General features: G+C 70.5%; 20 protein-coding genes. 10 read left to right on the plus strand and 10 right to left on the minus strand.

Annotation, left to right across the window (positions count from 1 at the left end; all coding sequences use genetic code 11):
• Window positions 1-6 precede the first annotated feature (6 nt).
• Window positions 7-1,236 carry a cytochrome P450 family protein gene (locus tag ACTMTI_RS21240; RefSeq protein WP_441122180.1) on the plus strand — a complete coding sequence of 410 codons (1,230 nt, stop codon included), beginning with the start codon at window positions 7-9 and terminating at the stop codon, window positions 1,234-1,236.
• Here the strand turns inward: ACTMTI_RS21240 and ACTMTI_RS21245 are convergent, their stop codons facing one another.
• Window positions 1,237-1,635: an MmcQ/YjbR family DNA-binding protein gene (locus ACTMTI_RS21245; RefSeq protein WP_441122181.1), complete on the minus strand. Its 399-nt coding sequence runs from the start codon at window positions 1,633-1,635 to the stop codon at window positions 1,237-1,239. It abuts the gene before it with no gap.
• Window positions 1,636-1,778: 143 nt separating this feature from the next.
• Between ACTMTI_RS21245 and ACTMTI_RS21250 the strand changes: the two genes are divergently transcribed.
• The gene (locus tag ACTMTI_RS21250; protein ID WP_441122182.1) at window positions 1,779-2,336 is read left to right on the plus strand and encodes a DUF6624 domain-containing protein; all 558 of its coding nucleotides are present in this window, start codon (window positions 1,779-1,781) and stop codon (window positions 2,334-2,336) included.
• Between the two features lie 46 nt (window positions 2,337-2,382).
• Window positions 2,383-3,342, plus strand: coding sequence for a prolyl aminopeptidase (gene pip, locus ACTMTI_RS21255; protein ID WP_441122183.1), 960 nt, complete (start codon window positions 2,383-2,385; stop codon window positions 3,340-3,342).
• Window positions 3,343-3,491: 149 nt separating this feature from the next.
• Here pip and ACTMTI_RS21260 read toward each other — a convergent pair whose 3' ends face one another.
• On the minus strand, window positions 3,492-3,986 hold the full coding sequence (locus tag ACTMTI_RS21260; RefSeq protein ID WP_441122185.1) for an Lrp/AsnC family transcriptional regulator: 495 nt from the start codon (window positions 3,984-3,986) through the stop codon (window positions 3,492-3,494).
• 113 nt (window positions 3,987-4,099) lie between these two features.
• Here ACTMTI_RS21260 and ACTMTI_RS21265 point away from each other — a divergent pair, with 113 nt between their 5' ends.
• On the plus strand, window positions 4,100-4,552 hold the full coding sequence (locus tag ACTMTI_RS21265) for a DUF2000 domain-containing protein (RefSeq protein ID WP_441122186.1): 453 nt from the start codon (window positions 4,100-4,102) through the stop codon (window positions 4,550-4,552).
• A 4-nt stretch (window positions 4,553-4,556) separates the two neighbouring features.
• On the opposite strand, the gene ACTMTI_RS21270 is transcribed toward ACTMTI_RS21265, so the two are convergent.
• From ACTMTI_RS21270 to ACTMTI_RS21280, 3 genes are read right to left on the minus strand one after another with little or no spacing between them, the layout of a single operon-like run.
• Window positions 4,557-5,183, minus strand: coding sequence for a LysE family transporter (locus ACTMTI_RS21270; protein ID WP_441122187.1), 627 nt, complete (start codon window positions 5,181-5,183; stop codon window positions 4,557-4,559).
• A 38-nt stretch (window positions 5,184-5,221) separates the two neighbouring features.
• Complete coding sequence (locus ACTMTI_RS21275) at window positions 5,222-6,010, minus strand: helix-turn-helix domain-containing protein (RefSeq protein ID WP_441122188.1); 789 nt, start codon at window positions 6,008-6,010, stop codon at window positions 5,222-5,224.
• Between the two features lie 10 nt (window positions 6,011-6,020).
• The gene (locus ACTMTI_RS21280; RefSeq protein ID WP_441122189.1) at window positions 6,021-7,178 is read right to left on the minus strand and encodes a Cmx/CmrA family chloramphenicol efflux MFS transporter; all 1,158 of its coding nucleotides are present in this window, start codon (window positions 7,176-7,178) and stop codon (window positions 6,021-6,023) included.
• A gap of 343 nt (window positions 7,179-7,521) precedes the next feature.
• Here ACTMTI_RS21280 and ACTMTI_RS21285 point away from each other — a divergent pair, with 343 nt between their 5' ends.
• Both ACTMTI_RS21285 and ACTMTI_RS21290 read left to right on the plus strand, forming a co-directional pair.
• Complete coding sequence (locus ACTMTI_RS21285; RefSeq protein ID WP_441122190.1) at window positions 7,522-8,073, plus strand: TetR/AcrR family transcriptional regulator; 552 nt, start codon at window positions 7,522-7,524, stop codon at window positions 8,071-8,073.
• Complete coding sequence (locus ACTMTI_RS21290; RefSeq protein ID WP_441122191.1) at window positions 8,057-8,476, plus strand: DUF5360 family protein; 420 nt, start codon at window positions 8,057-8,059, stop codon at window positions 8,474-8,476. Before ACTMTI_RS21285 ends, ACTMTI_RS21290 begins: the two co-directional genes overlap by 17 nt.
• Window positions 8,477-8,509: 33 nt before the next feature.
• Here ACTMTI_RS21290 and ACTMTI_RS21295 read toward each other — a convergent pair whose 3' ends face one another.
• Complete coding sequence (locus tag ACTMTI_RS21295) at window positions 8,510-9,298, minus strand: alpha/beta fold hydrolase (RefSeq protein ID WP_441122192.1); 789 nt, start codon at window positions 9,296-9,298, stop codon at window positions 8,510-8,512.
• 133 nt (window positions 9,299-9,431) lie between these two features.
• On the opposite strand from ACTMTI_RS21295, the gene ACTMTI_RS21300 reads away from it, so the two are divergent.
• Window positions 9,432-9,848, plus strand: a complete 417-nt coding sequence (locus ACTMTI_RS21300; protein ID WP_441122193.1) for a YciI family protein — start codon at window positions 9,432-9,434, stop codon at window positions 9,846-9,848.
• Between the two features lie 35 nt (window positions 9,849-9,883).
• Window positions 9,884-11,098 (plus strand): RNA polymerase sigma factor, encoded by a 1,215-nt coding sequence (locus ACTMTI_RS21305; RefSeq protein WP_441122473.1) that lies wholly within the window; start codon window positions 9,884-9,886, stop codon window positions 11,096-11,098.
• A gap of 212 nt (window positions 11,099-11,310) precedes the next feature.
• On the opposite strand, the gene ACTMTI_RS21310 is transcribed toward ACTMTI_RS21305, so the two are convergent.
• Both ACTMTI_RS21310 and ACTMTI_RS21315 read right to left on the minus strand, forming a co-directional pair.
• Window positions 11,311-12,240 (minus strand): DUF5996 family protein, encoded by a 930-nt coding sequence (locus tag ACTMTI_RS21310; RefSeq protein WP_441122194.1) that lies wholly within the window; start codon window positions 12,238-12,240, stop codon window positions 11,311-11,313.
• 14 nt (window positions 12,241-12,254) lie between these two features.
• Window positions 12,255-13,046, minus strand: coding sequence for an MBL fold metallo-hydrolase (locus ACTMTI_RS21315; protein ID WP_441122195.1), 792 nt, complete (start codon window positions 13,044-13,046; stop codon window positions 12,255-12,257).
• A gap of 49 nt (window positions 13,047-13,095) precedes the next feature.
• Between ACTMTI_RS21315 and ACTMTI_RS21320 the strand changes: the two genes are divergently transcribed.
• On the plus strand, window positions 13,096-13,488 hold the full coding sequence (locus ACTMTI_RS21320; RefSeq protein ID WP_441122196.1) for a MerR family transcriptional regulator: 393 nt from the start codon (window positions 13,096-13,098) through the stop codon (window positions 13,486-13,488).
• On the opposite strand, the gene ACTMTI_RS21325 is transcribed toward ACTMTI_RS21320, so the two are convergent.
• Window positions 13,489-14,691 carry a hypothetical protein gene (locus ACTMTI_RS21325; RefSeq protein ID WP_441122197.1) on the minus strand — a complete coding sequence of 401 codons (1,203 nt, stop codon included), beginning with the start codon at window positions 14,689-14,691 and terminating at the stop codon, window positions 13,489-13,491.
• A 113-nt stretch (window positions 14,692-14,804) separates the two neighbouring features.
• A complete protein-coding gene (locus ACTMTI_RS21330) occupies window positions 14,805-16,439 on the minus strand; it encodes a dolichyl-phosphate-mannose--protein mannosyltransferase (RefSeq protein ID WP_441122198.1) in 1,635 nt (544 codons plus the stop codon).
• A 67-nt stretch (window positions 16,440-16,506) separates the two neighbouring features.
• On the opposite strand from ACTMTI_RS21330, the gene rsmI reads away from it, so the two are divergent.
• The gene (rsmI, locus tag ACTMTI_RS21335) at window positions 16,507-17,367 is read left to right on the plus strand and encodes a 16S rRNA (cytidine(1402)-2'-O)-methyltransferase (protein WP_441122199.1); all 861 of its coding nucleotides are present in this window, start codon (window positions 16,507-16,509) and stop codon (window positions 17,365-17,367) included.
• The last annotated feature ends 7 nt before the right edge of the window (window positions 17,368-17,374 follow it).

Raw genomic sequence — 17,374 nt, forward strand, 5'->3', positions numbered from 1 at the left:
TTTCCGATGCCTATTCATCTTCAGCTGCCGGCCCCGGGAGAGCGGACATCCCAGACGATCTGCCGCTACCGCGACGAGATCGGACCGGTCCTGCGGGTCGAGCTGCCGGGCAAGGTGCCCGCCTGGCTCGTGACCTCGTACGAGATGGCCAGCGAGGTCCTCGCGAACGACGGCACGCTCTACAGCAAGGACCCCAAGAACTTCACGGCCCTGCACGACGGCAGCATTCCCCCCGGCTGGCCGCTGCGCCAGCTCATCGAGGGCAATCATCTGCTGACCAAGGACGGCGCGGACCACCGTCGGCTGAGAGGACTCATCAACCACGCCTTCACACCCGGTCGCGTGCAGGAGTTGGCCCCACGCATCCAGGAGATGACGGACGAGTTGCTCGACCGGATGGCCACCGGCGGCGGCATGGTGGACCTCGTGCGCTCCTTCAGCGAGCCGCTGCCCCTCACAGTGATCTGTGAACTGTTCGGCGTTCCGGAGAACGAGCGGCCCCAGATCCGCGAGTGGGGCAACGTGCTGATGTCGCACGCCGCCGCGCCGGAGGAGTCCATCGCCGCGCAGACCGGGTTGCTCGGCTACCTGGCCGCCTTCATCGAGCGCAAGCGCCGCGAACCCGGCGACGACCTCACCACGGGGCTCATCCAGGCGCAAGACGACGGCGACCGCCTGTCCGACGACGAGATGTTGTGGATCATGTGGCAGGTGCTGATCGCCGGTCACGAGACGAGTGTGCACCTGATCGCCAACGCTGTCATCGCCCTGTGCTCCGAGCCGAAGCAACTCGCGCTGGCGCGTACGGAGATCGGCTGGGAGCAGGTGGTCGAGGAGACGCTGCGCGCCCGCACCTCGGTGGTCGGCATCATGTTGCGCTACCCGCGGCACGATGTGCGGCTCGCCGGGGTGACGATCCCGGCCGGGCAGGCCATCATGATCGGCCTTGCCGGCGCGGGCACGGATCCGGCCAGATTCGGCGGGGACGCCGAGCGGTTCGATCTCACTCGGGAGCCGGACGCGCATCTGGCGTTCGGCCGCGGCCCGCACTTCTGCTTCGGCGCGCCGCTGGCCAGGCTGGAGACTCGCATCGCGCTGGAGTCGTTGTTCGGCAGGTTCCCCGACTTGCGCCTGGCGGTCGCGCCGGACGAGATCGTCTACAACTCGTCGATCATCACCGAGGGGCCGGTCAGGCTGCCGGTGCTCCTCGGTGCCGACAAGGGCGCGTCCGGCTGATCAGGGGCGGTTCTGGTGCTCGGCGTCGTACGCGGCCACGGCGCGCTTGCCCGCCGTCATCCGCCACGCCTGCACCAGCAGCGCGCCGATCTCTGCCCAGTCCGGCTCGACCTCGTGCAACTCGACGCCGACCCACGACTTGACGTAGGCGGGCCGGAAGTAGCGTGCCGGGTCGGCGGCGAGCAGCGTTTCGAGCTCGCCCGGTGGCGCCTTCACGCACAGCGACAGCCGCCCGTCCCCGTGGTGGTCGACGAGCAGCCACGCCAGGCGCTTGCGTCCCAGCAGGAACCCGGCATGCCCGAACGAGTCCTCGACCACCACCCCGGGAAGCCCGCCGGCCAGCTCCGCCAGCCGCTCACGCACCCGCTCGATGTCCGCGTCCGTCCAACCGCCTGCCACGCCCGCCACCCTAGAACGCTCCCAGCGCGATCGGCCACACCACCAGCAGGTACGCGCCGTAAAGGTAGCGTGATGTTCCTCTAGCTCGTCTGACAGCGGTGGTCGTCGCAGCGGGGAAGGCGATCACCGTGGGAGGGCCGGGTATGCGCGCACTGCTGGCGTGGCTGTCCGCCGCGCTCATGATGGTCACGGCCTGCGGCGACGACGCCCCGGCCAACCCGAAGTTACGGGCCGAGCTGCTGCAGATGCTGAAGGTCGACCAGGAGGTCAGGACCCCGGAGGCGACCGATGAGGACTGGGACCGGGTCGAGAAGGCCAACACCGGCCGCATGCGCCAGATCCTCGACACGCACGGCTGGCCGGGATACGCCATGGTCGGCAAGGACGGCGCTCATGCCGCGTGGGCGCTGATCCAGCACGCCGACCGCGACCTCGCGTTGCAGCGGCGCGGCCTGGAGATGATGCGGCAGGCCGTGGAGAAGGACGACGCGGACGCCTCCGACCTGGCCTACCTCGTCGACCGGGTGCGGGTTGCGGAGCGGAAACCGCAGGTGTACGGCACTCAGTGGGAGACCGGTCCGCAGGGCGAGTGGCGGCCCCGCACCTATATCGAGAACGAGGCCGAGGTGGACGAGCGGCGTGCGGAGGTCGGGCTGAAGCCGCTGAAGGAGTATCTGGAGGAGCTCAAGTCGGCCGGGTGAGGCTTAATATATAAGCCCTGTTACATCTCGGAGAGGAGCCGGCTTCTTGTACCCCCCGATAGAGCCGTACGACCACGGCATGCTGGACACCGGCGACGGCAACCTCGTCTACTGGGAGGTCTGCGGCAACCCCGAGGGCAAGCCCGCCGTCGTCGTGCATGGAGGGCCGGGCTCGGGCTGCTCGGTCAACGCGCGGAAGACGTTCGACCCGGAGCGCTACCGGATCGTCCTGTTCGACCAGCGCAACTGCGGCCGCAGCCGCCCGCACGCCGGCGATCCGGCGACCGATCTGAGCACCAACACCACGCACCACCTGATCGCCGACATGGAGCTGCTGCGCGAGCACCTCGGCATCGACAAGTGGCTGTTGTACGGCGGGTCGTGGGGTTCGACGCTGATACTGGCCTACGCCGAGGCGCATCCGGACCGGGTGTCGGAGATCGTCATCCCCAGCGTCACGATGACCCGCCGCGAAGACATCGACTGGCTCTACCGGGGTGTCGGCCGGTTCTTCCCCGAGGAGTGGGAGCGGTTCAGGCAGGGCGTGCCCGAGGCCGACCGCGACGGTGACACCTTCGCGCTGCTGGCGGCGTACTCGCGGCTCATGGCCGACCCCGACCCCGAAATACGCGCCCAGGCCGCCCGCGACTGGACGACCTGGGAGGACGCGGTGATCTCCCTGGAGACCAACGGCAACCCCGGCGCCTACAGCAACCGGCCCCCGGACGCGCTGCTGGCCTTCGTGCGGATCTGCGCGCACTACTTCTCCAACGCCGCCTGGCTGGAGGAGGGCGTGCTGCTGCGCGAGGCCGGGCGGCTGGCCGGAATCCCCGGCGTGCTGATCCACGGCCGCCTGGACCTGGGCGGGCCGCCCCACACGGCCTGGCAACTGGCTCAGGCGTGGCCCGATGCGAAGCTGATCGTCGTGGAGGACTCCGGGCACACCGGAAGCGAGACCTTCAGGAAGGAGATCCACGCGGCCATCGACGCATTCGCCGACCGTTGAGATGTGGAACGCCGCGGCTCGCGATCATCTGGGGGCTTGCGGACGGTGCCCCGGTGACCATCGCCTCGCCGTCGGTCGATTCCGTACGGCGAACCGCGGGTTCGCACGATCACGACGGTAGCCCGCGCCGTGATTCAGCCACCACCTAATTATCGTTTCCGGCCGGTACGGGGCCGCGAGGGGCCCTGTGCCGGCAGCACCTCGACCGACGTCTTGCGGATGTGGTCGTAGACCAGCGACGTGCGGACGTCGGCGATGTTGCGGTGCCGGGACACGTGGTCGAGGACGAAGTCGCGCAGGTGGCCCGCGTCCCGCACGCCTACCTGGATGATGAAGTCGTCCCCGCCCGACACGACGAAGACGGCCAATGTCTCGGGCAGGGCGGCGACGTAGTCGCGGAAGCCCTCGACGGCCTCGCGGATCTTGGGATGCAGCCGCACGTTGATCAGCGCCTGGACCGGGCGGCCGATCGCGTCCAGGTTGACCTCGGCGTGGAAGCCCTCGATCACCCCGTTCGCGCGCAGCGAGCGCACCCGCTCCAGGCAGGTCGAGGGGGCGATGCCCAGGCGCTCGGCCAGCTCGCGGTTGGTCTGGCGGCCGTCACGCTGCAGCTCGACGAGGATCGCCGTATCAAGTTCGTCCACGCGTGCATCGTGCCACGATTTTCCGAATTTCCTTCGGCACATGCGTATCGAGGTTGGCGAAACGACGGAGAGAGTGTGACTCTTCTGCGAGAACTTCGGAGAAAGGACCGTAGATGAGCGTGCTCGAAGAGCTCGACCGCCGTAGTGACCTGCCTACCAAGGAGCTCGCGGTCAAGTGGGTGATCGTGATAGATCGCGACTTGCCGCGCGGCCTGCAGGCCAACGCCGCCGCGTGCCTGGCCGCGTCCGTGGGGGTCGCGGTGCCGGCGATCGTGGGCTCGGGCGGCGTGGACGCCTCGGGGCTCGCGCACGCCGGGCTGCCGTGGACGGGCTGCACCGTGCTTTCCGCGCCGACCGCGATCGTGCGCAGGATCAGGAACGATGCGGCGGGTGAAGCCGATCTGGTCGTCTCCGACATGGCCGACATCGCCCAGCGCGCGAACGTCTACGACGACTACCTGGCCGAGCTCGCCCGTACCGAGACGCCGTCCTACTACGCGGTCAGCCTGTTCGGCCCGCGCCCGCTCGTGGAGCGCTTCACCGGGCGGCTCCCGCTGTTGCGGTGACCGGTCATGAGCCGCCGGACAGCAGGCGTGCGGCCAGCAGGGCGGCGAAGACGACGAGCGAGATGCCGCACGCCGCCTCGAGGAGCCGTACGGCCAGCGGCGGCAGGGCCCTGCGCAGGAGCGCGATCAGGCCCGCGCAGATGAAGCACCAGGCCAAGGAGGAGGTCATGAAACCGGTGAAGAACACAGCGAGACCGGCCACGCCCGCGTCCTGCCCGAGCACCGCGCTGACGGCTCCGGCGGCGCCCGACCAGTAGACGACGTTCCAGGGATTTCCCAGCGACATGGCGGCGCCGACGGTGAGGGCCCCATGCCGGGAACGGTCGCCGGAAACCGCCTCCGTACGCGGGAAGGCGGCATCGCGCAGGCCCGTCACCCCCAGCCAGCCCAGCAGGAGGCAGCCGGCGACCGTCAGCGGGACGCGCAGAGCGGGAACGGCGAACAGCGCCCCGACCCCGGCCAGCCCCAGCAACGCCCACACCGCGTCGCCCGCCAGCGACCCGACCTGCACCGCGAACGCCGGACCGAACCCGCCGCGTACGCCCCGCCGCAAGGACTCGCTGAAAACCGCGCCCGGCGCCGCGTTGAACAGCAACCCGATCCACAGGGCCAGCACAAAGATCTCCGACATGACGCTCAATCTGCCGTTCGCATGGCCGCGCGGTCTTGTCAGATGTTGACGCGGCTGCGGTAGCGGCCGGGGGTGATGGCGTACGCGGCGGTGAAGTGCCGGTGGAAGTGGGCCTGGTCGGCGAACCCCAAGGCGTGCGCCACGTCGGCGACCGGCCGGCCGTGGCGCAGCAGGCGCCGCCCTTCGGCCAGCCGGGCCTGCAGGTGCCAGGCGTAGGGCGGGCACCCGGTGGCCTTGGTGAAGGACCGTACGAGGTGCTCCCGGGACATCCCGGCGTCCTGGGCGAGATCGGCCAGGGACGGCGGATTGGACAGATCGCCGCGCAGCCGGTCGAGGACTGTGGCGATCCTGGCGTCCGATGGGGCGGGAGCGGTCCGGCGGCGGCGCGCTCCGGCGGCCAGGTCCAGCAGGCGGAGCAGGACGAGCGTCAGGCGTTCCGCGATCAGCGCGGGGTCGCCGCCGTCCGGCAGGTCCCCCGTCGCCCGCAGCAGCTCGGCACGCAGCGCGGCGGCGCGGACGACCGGGCGCTCGAAGTCCACCGGTACGCCGCCGGTCAGCGCGGTCATCGCGGCCGGCGGCACGTACCAGCTCACGCACGCGAAGGCCGTCTCGGATGGCGTCGACGTGGTGCAGGACTGGATCTGGCCGGGGTTGTAGACGGTCACCTCGTCCAGGTCGACCTCGAACGAAGAGCGGTCCAGGCGCACCCGCTCGCGACCGCAGACGTTGACGCTGATCACGTACTCGTCGTGGCTGTGCCGGGGGAACCCGCCGGACGCCGGCCTGATCACGGCCAGCTGCGTGCCGTTCACGTCCCTGACCTGCATACCGGAAAGATTAGGTCATAAGGGGCCGACGCCGTCGCCTGAGTCCGGCGATGCCGGCCAGGGCGAGCGCGGCGGTCACCAGCAGGGCGCTCACCCACAGAGGCGAGCGGTAGCCGAACCCGGCGCCGATGGCGCTGCCGCCGAGCCAGGGGCCGGCCGCCGCGCCCACGTTGAGCGCCGCCGTGGCGAACGCGCCGCCCAGCGTGGGGGCGCCGGTGGCGGCGTACAGGGCCTGTGAGATCAGCGTGGATCCGACGGCGAACGACAGCGTCCCCTGGACGAAGACCAGCGCGACCACCGCCATCGGGCTCCCGGACGTCAGCGCGAAGGCGGCCCAGCCGATCGGCAGGGCCAGCCCGCCGATCACGAGGAGCCGTACGGGTCGCACGTCCGCGATCCGCCCGCTGACGGTCACCCCGGCGAACGAGCCCAGCCCGAACAGCGCCAGCATGGCCGGCAGCCACGCCGACCCGAGGCCGGTGACCTCGGTGAGCAGGGGCGCGAGGTAGGTGAACGAGCAGAAGGTCGCGCCGTTCACCAGAGCGCCCAGCAGCAGGATCACCAGCAGCCGCGGCCGGCGTAGCGAGCGCAGTTCCCCATGCGCACCCGTATCGGGGTCGGGGGAGCCGCCGGGGACGGATCTCAGGACCGCGATCACGGCCGGGACCAGCGCGATGGCCACGGCCCAGAACGCCGAGCGCCACCCCCAGACCTCTCCGAGCAGCGCGCCGCCGGGCACGCCCGCGACGCACGCGATCGTGACGCCGCCGAGCAGGACGGAGGTGGCGCGGCCCTTGGCGTTCGGCGCGACCATGGCGATCGCGGTCGCCACGGCCACGGCCAGGAATCCGGCGTTGGCCAGTGCCGCCACGACGCGCGTGCCGAGCAGCACCGCGTAGCTGGTGGTGACCGCGCCGACGACGTGCATCACCAGGAACGTGACCAGGAACGCCAGCAGTGCGCTGCGCCGCGGCCAGCGCAGGCTGAGCAGCGCCATCAGCGGCGCGCCCACCACCATCCCGATGGCGAACGCCGAGGTCAGCAGCCCTGCGGCGGGGACGGACACGTGCAGATCCCGCGCGATGCCGGGCACGAGTCCGGACAGCATGAACTCGGACGTCCCCTGGGCGAAGACCGCCAGTCCGAGCAGGTAAACAGCCAATGGCATGAGAAAACTCCGCGACCACATCGTGGCTCGACGACAAGGAAGCGGGCAGGCCGGATACGGGGTCCTGCCGCGCTGGAGAGAAACAGCCCGAAGCGCACGTCGGTCCGGATGGCGAGCGGGTCGCGAGAAGCGCGAAGGGCCCGGCCTCTCAAGGGCGGGCGGGCCTGCGGGGCGACGACGCGAGAACAGCCACCGGACGACCGGTGGCTAGCGTCTTGACGCCTCGGGGCTGGACATGCCTCGCAACGTAGCAACGCCGGGCCTGCGTCGTCCAACCAATATCCCGCGCACCCGTCGGGCGGCTGCAGGTGAAAGTGTACCGGCCAGCCGGTATATTAAGGAGGTGCCCAGACCGAGTTCGAAGGATCGGCTGCTCGACGCCGCTGCCGAAGTGCTGCTCTCCGAGGGAGCCGAGTCGCTCACCCTGGAGGCGGTCGCCAGGCGGGCGGGGGTGTCCAAGGGCGGCCTGTTCTACCACTTCCCGACCAAGCAGGCGCTGGTCGCCGCGATGGTCGAGCGGCTGACGACGGCGTTCGACCTCGCCCTGGCCCAGGCGGGCGACCGACCCGGTGACTACCTGCGGGCCTATGTCGAGGCGACCATTCCCGAGCGCCACACCACCGCCACCGTCCCCGCCGACCGCGTCACCGTCGCGCTCCTGGCCGGCGTGCTCGTCGACCCTGCGGGTCTGGAGCCGCTGCGTGAGAGGTACGCGGCCTGGCAGGCCAGGCTCGCCGACGACGGCGTCGACCCGGCCGCCGCGACGGCCGTGCGCCTGGCCGTGGACGGCTGGTGGGTCGCCAGGTTGCTCGGGCTCGGGGCGCCCGGGCCCGAGTTGCACGAGCGCACCCGCCGCTACCTCATGGAGGCGATCGACCGTGCTGCGCGTCACTAAGGCCCTGATGCTGGTGACGGACCTGGGGTTCGTGGCCTACTTCACGGTCACGGGGCTGGGTCTGATCCCGCCGCAATGGGCGTTCGCCGATTACGCCAACCCCGTGATGGCCGACTGGAACTGGTCGTTCCTCTGGATCGACCTGCTGGCCAGCGTGACCGGGCTGACCAGCCTTCACCTGCTCCGGCGCGGCCAGGGCGAATCGCTGATGCTGGTGTCGCTGGTGCTGACGATGGCCTCCGGGCTGATGGCCATCGCGTTCTGGACCCTGCGCGGCGACTTCTCCCTGGCCTGGTGGATCCCGAACCTCTACCTCATGCTCTTCCCCGTCCCGGCGATCGTGCGCCTCACGGCCTGCCAGGGAAGAAGCCCGCACCCTGGACGTACTCCATCGCCGTGGTGAACTCCGGGTCACCCAGGCGACGCTCCATCCGCCTCACCCGCGCGGCGCGCCGGCCAGGAACTCCAGCACCAGCGGGCTCGCGACCTCGCGGAACTCCTCGAAGTACGCGTGCCGCGCCCCCTGGATCAGCCGCAGCTCCGCTCCGGGAATGCGGCCGGCCAGCAGCGGGGCGTTGGCCGCCGGGTTGAACACGTCGTCGGTCCCGTGGACCACCAGCGTGGGAGCGGTTATCGCGGGCAGCGCGGCCCAGGCGTCGTGTCCGGCGCTGGCGGCCAGGTGGCGGCGGCGGGCGTACGCAGGCATGCCGGGGTCGCCGACCGTGTGGTGGGGTCCGGGGTGAGTGGCCAGCCAGGCAGGGGTGTACATGAGCTCAAGCAGTGCCCGCTCCGCCGCGGCGCGGTCCGGCTGGGCCAGTGACCTGCGTACGTCGTTGCCGCGCTCGACCCCGTGGGCGCCCCCGGGAGAGCTGCAGCCGAGTACCAGCGCCTCGACCCGGCGCGGATGGTCGGCCGCCAGCCACTGGGCCACCCGCCCGCCCATCGACGTCCCGTACACGCGCGCCCGCTCCACCCCCAGCTCGTCCAGTACGGCGAGCGCGTCGGCGGCGAAGCCGCGGGTGGTATAGGGCTCGTCCGGCTTGTCGCTGGCGCCGGTGCCCCGGTAGTCGAAGGTGATCGTACGGTAGGCGGCAGCGAAGTCCGCGCGCACCGGATCCCACCAGTGGTGATTGTTGGCCTGGCCCTGCAGCAGCAGAAGGGGTGGCCCGCTGCCGCGGATCTGGTGGGAGAGCTTGACGCCGTCGTCGGTTGTCGCGAAAGGCACGCCTTCGATGGTGCCTCACGCCGGACGCCACAAAGAACCCGGGCGCTGCATGAAAAGTCCGGGCATGATGTCCGGTGTGCCGCCTCGGCTCCGACGTCCCTGGTGAGAAGCACACGAGAGAGGGGCGAACCCCATGAAGTACATGATCCTTTCGTACGGTACGCAGCAGGAATACGACGCCCTGTCGGGCAAGGACACCGGACAGCCCGCCTGGTCCCCTGAGGACGTCGCGGCGATGGTCCAGTTCATGGAGTCGTTCAACAAGGAGCTGGAGGAATCCGGCGAGCTGGTCGAGACGCGTGCCGTGGTCGCTCCCGTCCACACTCGGCGGATCGGCTCCCGTGACGGCGTTCCGTTCGTCACCGACGGGCCGTACGCCGAGACCCAGGAGGTGCTGGCCGGCTACTGGATCGTCGAGTGCCACAGCTTCGACCGGGCGACCGAGATAGCCGCCCGCCTGGGGCAGTGCCCGGCGCCCGCCGGAGCCTACGACAACGCCTTCGCCGACATCAGGCCCATCGCCGAGCACAGCGAGGACATGGGCTTCTGAGCGCCATACCCGACGTCGAGGACCTGCTGCGCGAGCTGGCGCCGCGAGTCCTCGGCGCGCTCGTGCGGCGTTACGGGCATTTCGCCACCGCCGAGGACGCCGTGCAGGAAGCGCTGCTCGCGGCCGCCGTACAGTGGCCGAAAGAGGGCATGCCGGACAACCCGCGGGGCTGGTTGATCACGGTGGCCGCGCGCCGGCTGACCGACCTGCTGCGCAGCGAGCAGGCGCGGCGGCGGCGCGAGGACGCCGCGGCCGCCTGGACGTTGCCCGACGAATGGCTGTCGCCCGCCGCCGACCAGCTGGTTCCCGCGTCGGACGACACGCTCGTGCTGTTGTTCATGTGCTGTCACCCGTCGTTGTCGCCGGCCTCCCAGATCGCGCTCACGCTGCGCGCCGTCGGCGGCCTGACCACCGCGGAGATCGCCCGCGCGTTCCTGGTGCCGGAGGCGACCATGGCGCGCCGCATCACCCGGGCCAAGCAGCGTGTCAAGGACAGCGGCCTGCGGTTCCGCCTGCCCGGGGAGCCCGAACGCGCCGAACGCCTCGGCGCGGTGCTGCACGTGCTCTATCTGATCTTCAACGAGGGGTACGCCAGCACGTCGGGGCCCGACCTGCAGCGGGCCGAGCTGACGGCCGAGGCGATCCGGCTGGCCCGCCTGGTGCACCGGCTGCTGCCGGACAACCCCGAGGTGGCCGGGCTGCTCGCGCTCATGCTGCTCACCGACGCGCGGCGACCGGCGCGCACCGGCCCCGACGGCGCGCTGATCCCGATGGCCGAGCAGGATCGCGGCCTCTGGAACGCCGCCCAGATCGAGGAGGGCATCGCGCTCGTCTCGGAGGCGCTGGCTCAGCGGACACCGGGGCCGTACCAGTTGCAGGCGGCGATCGCGGCGGTGCACGACGAGGCGCCGACCGCGGACCAGACCGACTGGCCGCAGATCACGGCGCTGTACGAGATGCTGATGCGGATCTCCGGCAACCCCATGGTGGCGCTCAACCACGCCGTGGCCGTGGCCATGTCGCAGGGGCCGCGGGCCGGGCTCGACCGGCTCGAACGGCTGCGTTCCGACGAGCGGGTGGCCGGCGACCACCGGATGTACGCCGTCCGCGCGCACCTGCTGGAGATGGACGGGGACCCGATGGCGGCGCGGGAGGCGTACGAGGAGGCGGCCAGGCGTGCGACCAGCTTTCCGCAGCAGCGCTACCTGCACGGCAGGGCCGCCCGGTTGAAGAGCTCAGGAGAGGGCTGAAACGCCGCGCCGGGACGGGGAATGTTCCGGCGGCAGGTGTGGTTACATATCTCGTGGCCGGTGTGTCCAGTGTCCCCGGGCCTCACCTATTGCCTTCGCGGACTACCGTTCGGCTGGAGCCGCGTTGTGCCTTTCGCCGAGAGGCGACCTGCACACCGGTACGCACTCGTTGAGCGCCCGCCCTCCCCGGAGGGCGGGCGCTCGATGTGTTTTCATACCTTCGCGTAATACGGGTCCGTGATGCCGCCGGGACAGCTCAACGCCTCCGCGTCCAGCCCGGTCAGCTTGGCGCCCGCCTGGTAGGCGCTCTCCAGGAACTCCAGCACGGCCGCCACCGGATCGTCCATCGCGCGGACGTCGTCGTAGCGCAGGACGGCCAGGTGGCTGCCGCCCGAGGTGATCCACTCGGCCTGCGCGGGACGCAGCGGCTCACGGTCCAGCCCTTCGGGCTCCGGCGCGGTGTAGGCGTAGAACGCCGGCCACGGCCGCTCCTCGTCGCCGAACCAGAACCCTGAGCTGATGACCTCCCTGCTGTACGCCTCGCGCGTCACCGGGTCGGTCTCCGGCGAGACGTGCGCCACGCGGCCGGTGTATCGCGTCACCGCGATGTCGAACGTGTGCCAGAAGTGGTGCACCGGGCTGATCTTGCCGGAGAAGTCCGCGGCGAACCGGTCGAGGAGCTGCGCCACCTGGGACAGGACGCGCCAGTAGCGGTTGATCAGCACCGGGTCGTACCGTCCGTGCAGCGTGTCCTCGGGGAACGGTGTGTCGTCCCCCAGATCGAACGGCACGGCCCAGATGTCGGGCCGGATCCCCAGCCCCGCCAGGGTTTCGAAGAGCCGATCGTAGAACGAGGCCACCGACCGGCCGATGAGACTGAACTCCGCGCCGCGGCCGTCGAGCACGTCCACCACCAGGCGGTGGCGTACGAGGTCGAAGTCGATGCAGAACAGCTGCTCGCCCAGCCCGCCCATCGGCCGGGTGGTCAGCCCGCGCCCGGTCAGGTGGAAGGGCACGTGCCACCAGTGGTTGTGCCGGTTGCTCGACACCAGCCGGACCTTGCCGACGATCTGGGCGAACCGGTGAAAGGTCTCCTTGACGTCGGCCCACTCCGCGAGTGGCATGGCCGGGAACAGTTCCATGACTGCAATCGTAACTACCCCACGTAATCGAACAGCTCCCAAGGGTCGTGGGCAGAGAAGACCGCGACCCCGTGGTCGTGTACGAGCGAGCGCAGGCGATCCCGGCTCGACATCCGGCGCTCGGGATCGACCTCTGCGCCGAGCTGCACGACATCCAGCAGCGGATGAGGGCGGGGCTCGCGTGCCAGCTCCTCGTGATAGAAGTACGCGTCCCCGGCGTGCAGCAGCCATCGGTCCCCGTCATGGACCGCCACCCCGGCATGCCCCTCCGAGTGCCCGCTGAGCGGCACGAGCAGGATTTCCTCGGTCAGGTCCGCCAGTGGCCGCACCCCCTCCACGCCCAGCCACCGCGTGCCCGTGCCCGGATAGGTCACCCACCGCGGCCCGTGCGCCCAGTGGCCGGGGCGGTAGCGGCGGCTCGGCGCCTCCGCCAGCGCGGCCTTCAGCTCCGCCTCCATGACGTGCACCTGGGCGTCGGGGAAGTCCGGCAGGCCGCCGCTGTGATCCACGTCCAGGTGGGTCAGCACGATGTGGCGCACGTCGGCGGGGTCGTGGCCGAGCGCCGCGACCTGGCGTACGGCCGTCTCGGCGGGAGTGAGCACCGGCTCGACCAGTTCCGTCCATTCGCGCTCCAGCAGCTCGCCGGGGCGGGTCACGTCGTCCATGCCGAGCCCGGCCTCCACCAGCACGAGGCCGGCGGCGGGGGTCTCGATCAGCAAGGCGTGGCACACCGCCGGCGCGGTGGGCCGGCCGTCGAGGGAGTCGATCTCGCGCATGGAACCGAGGTTCAGGTGATGAATTCGCATACGGCTATGCTGCGACTTGAAGCGCGGTTCAAGTCAAGGAGCCAAGGTCATGACATTGCTCGACATCGGCGAGGTGGCCGGGCGGAGCGGGCTCGCCGCCTCCGCGCTGCGGTTCTACGAGCGCAAAGGACTCATCCAGGCGGAGGGGCGCAACGGCCTGCGGCGGGCGTACCGGCCGGAGACGCTGGAGCGGCTGGCGCTGATCACCTGCGCTCGCGACGCCGGGTTCACGCTCTCCGAGATCGCCGCTTTTCTGCGGGCCGGGCCGGCGGACACGGGGTTGCGCGAGCGCATGGCGGCCAAGGAGCGCGAGGTGTCCCGGAAGGTCGCGCAGCTGACCCGGCTGCGTGACAGTCTGCGCCACGCGGCCGTCTGCGAGCACGATCCGTTCGTCGAGTGCCCCGAGTTCAAGCAGGCCCTGGGCAGGGTGCCGGAAGGATGATCAACGTGGGCCGGTGGGCCGGCCCGAGCTGACGTACTTTCTGGGACGCAGGGCGTGGGCGCGCAGCGCCGCCAGGGCCGCGAGCTGGCCGGGGCGGTCCATCCGCACCACCAGCTCGTCGCTGAACGCCAGTCCCAGCGCGGTGAGCTGGGCGACCAGGTCGGACACGGGTGCGGCGACATCCTCCAGGCTCGTGGTGGGATGCCAGCCCTCGCCGCCGACGACCTCGGCGACCCGCTCGCGCAGCTGGGCAGGCGACATCAGCGTGCCGTCGGCGAGCAGCATGAGCGCGGCCTCCCTGGCCGACACCTCGAAGTCGTGCTCGCCCTTGGCCAGCAGCAGCCGGGTGACGGCCGACCACATGGCCTTGGGGGACTCCAGCAGCCGCTTGCCGTGGTCGGTGATGGCCAGCCGGGTGCCGTCGCGGCTGATCGCGCCCAGCTCCCGCTCGGCCAGCTCGCGCAGCCTGAGCGCCTCGGGCGACGGTGCCAGCCGCAGCGGCAGGCTGCCTTCCCTGGCGGCGAGGGAGAGCAGGCTGTGCAGGGCGGGCAGGGGCTGCGGGGTGACCGGGGCGTGCAGGCGTACCTCGAACGGCTGGGCCAGCTCCCGCCTGGCCGGGCCGCGGCCCAGCACCCAGCGGTTGAGCCGCTCGCCGTGCACCCGGTTGAGCCAGCTGTCGCCGCCCAGCTCGGCGCGCGGCTCGGTGAGCCAGCGGCGGGTCAGCGCGGTGCGGTCCATGCTCTCTCCGGCGACGATCGCCAGCTCCAGCGCGGCGGAGCAGGCGAGGTGCGCGCCCAGCTCCTCGGGGCCCATGATCATGCTCCACTGCAGTTCGGGCACGTCGGGCGGGAGCACGCCCGTGGCCTCGAGCGCCTGCTGATAGGCGCTGGTCCCCGCGTCCTCGCCCTCGCGGGCGTAGGCGCGCAGGATCTGCACGGTCGTCGGCGACACGCACAGCGCGGCGTAACGTTCCATTCCGCCGAGCTGGAGCAGCCGTCCGAGAGAGCGTGCCAAACGTTCGTGGTCGCCGCCGACCTTGAGCGGCAACGTGTACCAGAGGAATTCGCAGACGTCGAGCTGGGTCACCGTCTCCAGTGGCTCCCCACCCGTCAACCATTCGACGGCGGTCCTGGCCTCCTCGGCCAGTTCCGGCTGAGAGCGCTCCAACTCGGCGAGAAGGGCGGCGACATCCGGTGCACTCATGCCTCGAAGTTTGCCGTATCGACCCCTGGCCTGACGATTACCGAATCCGCTGCGTATTGGGTCTTGCACAGTGACTACCCTAAGAAAGCACTAATGAGCAGGCCGTGAGCGCGTCAGATCCACCGTTTGTCGAACAACATGCGGGCCTTCCACTCCGTGTAGGGGATCAGCTCGGCGGACAGGATCGGATGCAGCCACCAGAAGTTGATCAGCGCGAGCAGGGCGAAGGCGCCGACGACGACGGCCCCGACCGTACGCCGCACCGGCACGCCTTCCTCGGCTGTCTGCGGCGCGGCAGAACCTATCAGCAGCCCGGCGCACAACGTGATGGCCAGCACCATGAACGGCACCATCGGAATGGCGTAGAACAGGAACATCGTGCGGTTGTCGGCGATGGCGAAGTAGAACCACGGCAGCCAGCCCATGGCGTACGCCAGCAGCACGGCCCCCGCCCGCCAGTCCCGCGAGGAGACGTAGTAGGCGATCAGCGCCACCAGTGCGGCCACCGCGCCGAACCAGATCACCGGGGTGCCCACGCCGAGCACCGCTTCGGAGCAGTCCTTGACGCCGCAGGCGTTCTGCTTGCCCTCGTAGTAGAAGGCCACGGGACGCAGCAGCAGTGGCCACTGCCACGGCTCGGACATGTACGGATGCGAGGACTCCAGGTCGCTGTGGAAGGAGAAGACCTGCCACTGGTACTGGACCCACGACCGCAGCGAGTCGAAGACGAAGTAGAACGGCCCGGACGAGGTCGCCTGGTCCCAGTTGCGCCCGTAGCCGTTGCCGCTGACGAACCAGCCCGTCCAGGTGGACATGTACGTGACCAACGGCACAATTCCGAACGCCAAGGTAGCCTGCGGCACGTCCTTGTTGAACGCCCCGACGTACGGCTTCCGCAGCCCCACGGCCCGCCGCGCCCCGAAGTCCCACAGCAACGACATGATCGCGAACGCCGCCGCGAAGAACAGCCCCGACCACTTGACCGACATCGCGAGCGCCAGGCAGACCCCGGCCCCGATCCGCCACCACCTGATCCCGAGCGACGGCCCGTGCGACGACATGGGCGAGCTCTCGTACCAGGCGACCAGCCGCTCCCGCGCCTGATCCCGGTCGGCCACCAGGCACGCGAACGCGGCCAGCACCCAGAACATCAGGAAGATGTCCAGCAGCGCCGTCCGCGACAGGACGTAGTGCAGGCCGTCCAGGGCCAGCAGCAGCCCGGCGAAGCAGCCGAGCAGCGTCGAGCGGGTCATCCGGCGCGCCACCCTCGCCAGGACGAGGATCGACAGCGTGCCGATCACGGCCGCGGCGAAGCGCCAGCCGAACGGGTTGAGCCCGAACAACTGCTCGCCGATGCCGATCATCCACTTGCCGAGCGGCGGGTGCACCACGTAGGAGGCGCACTTGTCGAGCGTCTCCTGCGTGCACTTCTCCCAGATGTCGGTCTTGTCGGCCAGGATCGCCTTGTCCGCGTCCTTGATCGTGACCCGCTCGACCCCCCAGGTGATCAGCGAGAACGCGTCCTTCATGTAGTACGTCTCGTCGAACACCACGGACCTGGGATGACCGAGGTTCCAGAAGCGCAGGACCCCGCCGAACACGGTGACCAGCAGCGGGCCGAGCCACCCCCACAGGACGCTGCCACGCATGGGAGGGATGAGCCGATCGCGCACGGACCGCGCCCGAGGAAGGCTCTCGCCGGCCTCCGGCTTGTTGTAGGCCTGGTGTGGAGAATCGGTCACCGCCATTCGGACATCGTACGGGGCTCGCGCCGACTAGGTACGTAGGGAACCGTAGAAACGCGGGCCAATTGGGATGCCCTGTAACAATGGGCAGGTGACTGAAGACGGCAGGTTGGTGCTGGCAGGGGCCCCCATAGGCCAGGCGGGTGACGTCTCGCCCCGGCTTCGCGAAGTGCTCGAGAGCGCCGACGTCGTGGCCGCCGAGGACACCAGGCGGCTGCGCAGGCTCGCGGCCGACCTGGGCGTGGAGATCGCCGGCCGGGTGGTGTCCTACTACGACCAGAACGAGGCGGCACGGGCTCAGGAGCTGATCGAGACGCTCAAGGAGGGCCGCACGGTCGTGGTGATCACGGACGCGGGCATGCCGGGCGTGTCCGACCCCGGCTACCGGCTGACGCGCCTCGCGGTGGACGCGGGCATCACGGTCACGGCGCTGCCCGGCCCGAGCGCCGTCACCACCGCCCTGGCCGTCTCCGGGCTGGCCAGCGACCGGTTCTGCTTCGAGGGCTTCCTGCCGCGCAAGTCCGGCGAGCGGGCCCGCCGCCTGACCGCGCTGGCGGGCGAGGAGCGCACGATGGTGTTCTTCGAGGCCCCGCACCGGCTGGCGGACTCGCTGGAGGCCATGGCCGCGGCGTTCGGGCCGGACCGGCCGGCCGCCGTGTGCCGGGAGCTGACCAAGACGTACGAGGAGGTGCGCCGCGGCGGACTCGGCGAGCTGGCCGGGTGGGCGGCCGCGGGCGTCAAGGGCGAGATCACCGTCGTGGTCGCCGGGCACGTGGCCGTCGCGGGGGAGCCGGACCCGGACGAGCTGGTCGCCGAAGTGGACCGCAGGGTCGCCGAGGGCGCGCAGCGCAAGCTCGCCATCGCTCACGTCGCCAAAGAGGCGGGGATACCCAAACGAGAGCTGTATGACCTGGTTCACAAGCGCCTATAGTGCGGAT

Source organism: Nonomuraea sp. H19 (assembly GCF_052068215.1).
Taxonomy (GTDB): domain Bacteria; phylum Actinomycetota; class Actinomycetes; order Streptosporangiales; family Streptosporangiaceae; genus Nonomuraea.